This is a genomic window from Streptomyces sp. (assembly GCF_036566765.1).
GTDB lineage: Bacteria > Actinomycetota > Actinomycetes > Streptomycetales > Streptomycetaceae > Streptomyces.
In genome coordinates, this window is the sequence record NZ_DATCVQ010000267.1 from 1 (window position 1) to 2,875 (window position 2,875).

At 68.6% G+C, this 2,875-nt stretch carries 7 protein-coding genes; 5 read left to right on the forward strand and 2 right to left on the reverse strand.

All coding sequences use genetic code 11. The features are described from left to right. The coding region (locus tag VIU94_RS15015; protein ID WP_414720956.1) for an alpha/beta hydrolase at window positions 1-210 on the forward strand (210 nt) is incomplete at its 5' end. Window positions 211-212: 2 nt separating this feature from the next. Next, entirely contained in the window at window positions 213-548 is a 336-nt protein-coding gene (locus VIU94_RS15020) for a deoxyxylulose-5-phosphate synthase (RefSeq protein WP_331911639.1), read from the forward strand. Here VIU94_RS15020 and VIU94_RS15025 read toward each other — a convergent pair. Both VIU94_RS15025 and VIU94_RS15030 read right to left on the reverse strand, forming a co-directional pair. Next, complete coding sequence (locus VIU94_RS15025) at window positions 523-747, reverse strand: hypothetical protein (protein ID WP_331911641.1); 225 nt, start codon at window positions 745-747, stop codon at window positions 523-525. The genes VIU94_RS15020 and VIU94_RS15025 overlap by 26 nt on opposite strands. Further along, window positions 744-965, reverse strand: a complete 222-nt coding sequence (locus tag VIU94_RS15030) for a hypothetical protein (RefSeq protein ID WP_331911643.1) — start codon at window positions 963-965, stop codon at window positions 744-746. The genes VIU94_RS15025 and VIU94_RS15030 overlap by 4 nt, the downstream gene beginning before the upstream one ends. Before the next feature lie 95 nt (window positions 966-1,060). Here VIU94_RS15030 and VIU94_RS15035 point away from each other — a divergent pair, with 95 nt between their 5' ends. The 3 genes from VIU94_RS15035 to VIU94_RS15045 all read left to right on the forward strand — a co-directional run bounded on the left by VIU94_RS15035 (window position 1,061) and on the right by VIU94_RS15045 (window position 2,708). Beyond that, window positions 1,061-1,936 (forward strand): helix-turn-helix domain-containing protein, encoded by an 876-nt coding sequence (locus tag VIU94_RS15035; protein ID WP_331911645.1) that lies wholly within the window; start codon window positions 1,061-1,063, stop codon window positions 1,934-1,936. After that, window positions 1,917-2,180, forward strand: coding sequence for a DUF397 domain-containing protein (locus VIU94_RS15040; RefSeq protein ID WP_331911647.1), 264 nt, complete (start codon window positions 1,917-1,919; stop codon window positions 2,178-2,180). The genes VIU94_RS15035 and VIU94_RS15040 overlap by 20 nt, the downstream gene beginning before the upstream one ends. A 63-nt stretch (window positions 2,181-2,243) precedes the next feature. Then, window positions 2,244-2,708, forward strand: a complete 465-nt coding sequence (locus tag VIU94_RS15045) for a hypothetical protein (RefSeq protein ID WP_331911649.1) — start codon at window positions 2,244-2,246, stop codon at window positions 2,706-2,708. Window positions 2,709-2,875 lie beyond the last annotated feature (167 nt).

A 2,875-nucleotide genomic window follows, 5' to 3' on the forward strand; every position in this document is an offset into this window, starting at 1 on the left:
CCGACGTACATCGACGTCGGCTCGGCCGAAAACTTCCGCGACGACGCAGTCGCCTACGCCGACACCCTCTGGCGAACGGGCCGCGACGCCGAACTCCACGTCTGGCCGGGCGCCTTCCACGGCTACGACACCATCGCCCCAAACGCCACCGTCAGCCGGGACGCGCTGGAGGCCCGTACCCGCTGGCTCCGCCGACTTCTGGACCGGTGATCATGTCTCACGGAAAGACCTCGTACGTCTGCGTCCCGTGCCGGGCCTCGTACAAGCAGTGGTACGACCCCGAGCGCGAGCGGCGCTGTCCGCGCTGCGCCGAGCCGATGATCCACGCCGGCTCCGCCTTCGCCCCGCCTCGCCGCGGCGACGCCGCCGCGTGGCGAGTCCTCGCCACGCTCTTCGACGCCGGCGTCGGCTTCCACAAGACCTGCTGCGGCGGCCCCGGGGACCGACCCCGCACTCCGCGCGAGATCAAGGAGTGGCTGCCGCAGCACAAGGAATGGCAGGAGCACGTGGCGCGGCACCGGCTCAGGGAAGCCGCCCGTCGCGGTTGACCGCCCGCACGCGGGCCCGGAGCACGTCGCGGGGCGCGGCAGGAGCGAGGGCCTCCGCCGGACAGTCCCACTCCAGCCCACCACCCGGCGGCCGTAGCTGCACGTACGGGCCCTGCCGTCCCATGACCCGGCCGACGCGCCCGTCACGCGAGTCGACGACGTACGCCCCGACCGCGTGCGCGGCGGCGCCCGCGTTCACCGCCGCCCCTCGCTGAGCACGGCCGCGAGCCGCAGCGCGGTGTCCATGTTGCACCGCCCCAGATCCACCAGCGGGTACGGGGACTCCGGGCCTCTCCCGGCCAGCGTCAGAAGATCGACGCCGAGCGACGGCAGGATGACGTCGACCGCGTCCAACTCGGATTTCAGCTGGTCGACGACCTGCTGCGCCGCGCGCAGGCGATCCAACGAAGTTTCCACCTTACCGACTCCTCCACTCTGTGTATCGATTTCGTGCACCCAGAGTGTCCGGGCGGAGGACACTGGGAACAGTCGTGACACCCCAACAACCGCACATGTGTGAGCTGGAGTTGATGACAATGGCCGGAACCGGCGGCCCGAGGAAACCTGACCCCTCGACCTCACCCAGAGCGATAATCGGCGCCGAACTCCGCCACGCACGCGAACGCAAGGGCCTCAGCCAGGAGGCCCTGGGCGAGCTGCTGTTCGTGAGCGGCTCGTACATCGGCCAGATGGAGGCGGGGACGCGACGGATTCCGCTGGACATCGCGGTCCAACTGGACGGGTTGTTGGGCACGGGCGGCTTCTTCGAACGGAACTGCCGGGCGGCGAACAAGTCGAGGTACCCGGACCACTTCGCGGAGGCAGCGGAGGCGGAAGCGATCGCGGTGACGATCAAGGAGTTCGCGCCGCTGCTGATCCCGGGGCTGATGCAGACGGAGGCGTACGCGAGGGAGGTGTTCCGCGCCTATCAGCCGACGGCCACGGAAGACGTGATCGACGAGCTGGTGGACGCGAGGCTGGCACGGTCGAAGCTGCTCGCGCACCCAACAAAGCCGTTGTTGTGGGTGGTGCTGGGCGAGGCGGTGCTCCGCCAAGAGGTCGGAGGCAAGGCGGTGATGGCGGAGGCGCTACGGCATGTCGTGGCGCTGGCCAAACGGCACAGAGTGATCGTGCAGGTGTTGCCGTTCAAGGCGGGAGCCTACGGTCCGATGACCGGATCAATGAAGCTGATGGCCTTCGACGACGCCCCATCATTGACCTACCTCCAAGGCCTGGGCACAGGCCGGTTGGAGGACGATCCCGCGACGGTCCGTCACTACGAGCTGACCTACGATCTGCTCGGGGCCGCCGCGTTGCCACCGCGAGAATCCCTGGCCCTGATCGAGTCCGTGGCGGAGGATTACGCCCATGAAGATCGACAGCCCTGAGTACGACCTGAGCACGGCCGTGTGGATCAAGTCCAGCTTCAGTGGCGGCGACGGCGGCGACTGCGTCGAGGTCGCGACCTGGCGCAAGTCCTCGTACAGCGACGGCACCGGCGGCAACTGCCTCGAAGTCTCCGACGAGCACCCCGGCGTCGTCCCCGTTCGGGACTCCAAGAACCCCGACGGCCCGAAGCTCGTGTTCCGGGCCGCTGCCTGGTCCGCGTTCGTCGCGGGCGTCACGCGCTGAGCCTCAGACAGGCCCCCGCCCCGGCGGGGGCCCGTCTGCCCGTCAAGGGGCAGGATGGCGCCCATGGACAGCAGCAGCGACGAGCCCGTGTTCGTACGGAGCAAGTGGGGCACCAGCCGGTACGTGTACAACCACCGGAACCCAGTCGGGCTCGCGCTCATCGTGATCACGCCGCTCATCGCGTTCGGCGCGCTGTTCGCCATGGAGGCCGAGTGGACGTGGAGCGACGGCGAGCTGCGCGACGGGGTCCACCAGGCCGAACGACAGCTCGACGGGAGCGTCCACGACCCTTACATGCACTTCTCGATCGACGGCCGCATCCGGGACGCGATCGAGGAGACCGGCGCGGGGCCGGACCTCGGCGTCGACGTCGCCAAGTACTCCGACGGGCGGTACGAGATCAGCACGGACGACACCACGGTGAAATTCTGCATGACGGTCAAGACGACCCCGCTGGAGGCGAATCCGGTGAGCCCGGTCTACGTGAAGCAGCTGCTCGACACGTCCGTCACCGACGGCTCCTGCTGAGCCCGCCGGCCCCGAAGCTCAAGTCCTCAGCCTCGGGCGCTGTTTCTGAGGAAGGGGTATGGGCCTGGGCTTAACCCGCCCGCCCACCCTAGGAGTTGACGCTGCGCAAGCGACTTGCCACGGAGCGTCATATGCGTTTACGGTGAGCGAAATCAGGCATAGAACGG

Coding starts and splice junctions, on each gene's coding strand:
- VIU94_RS15020 (WP_331911639.1), top strand. CDS start 213: ATGTCTCACGGAAAGACCTCGTACGTCTGCGTCCCGTGCCGGGCCTCG.
- VIU94_RS15035 (WP_331911645.1), top strand. CDS start 1,061: ATGTGTGAGCTGGAGTTGATGACAATGGCCGGAACCGGCGGCCCGAGG.
- VIU94_RS15040 (WP_331911647.1), top strand. CDS start 1,917: ATGAAGATCGACAGCCCTGAGTACGACCTGAGCACGGCCGTGTGGATC.
- VIU94_RS15045 (WP_331911649.1), top strand. CDS start 2,244: ATGGACAGCAGCAGCGACGAGCCCGTGTTCGTACGGAGCAAGTGGGGC.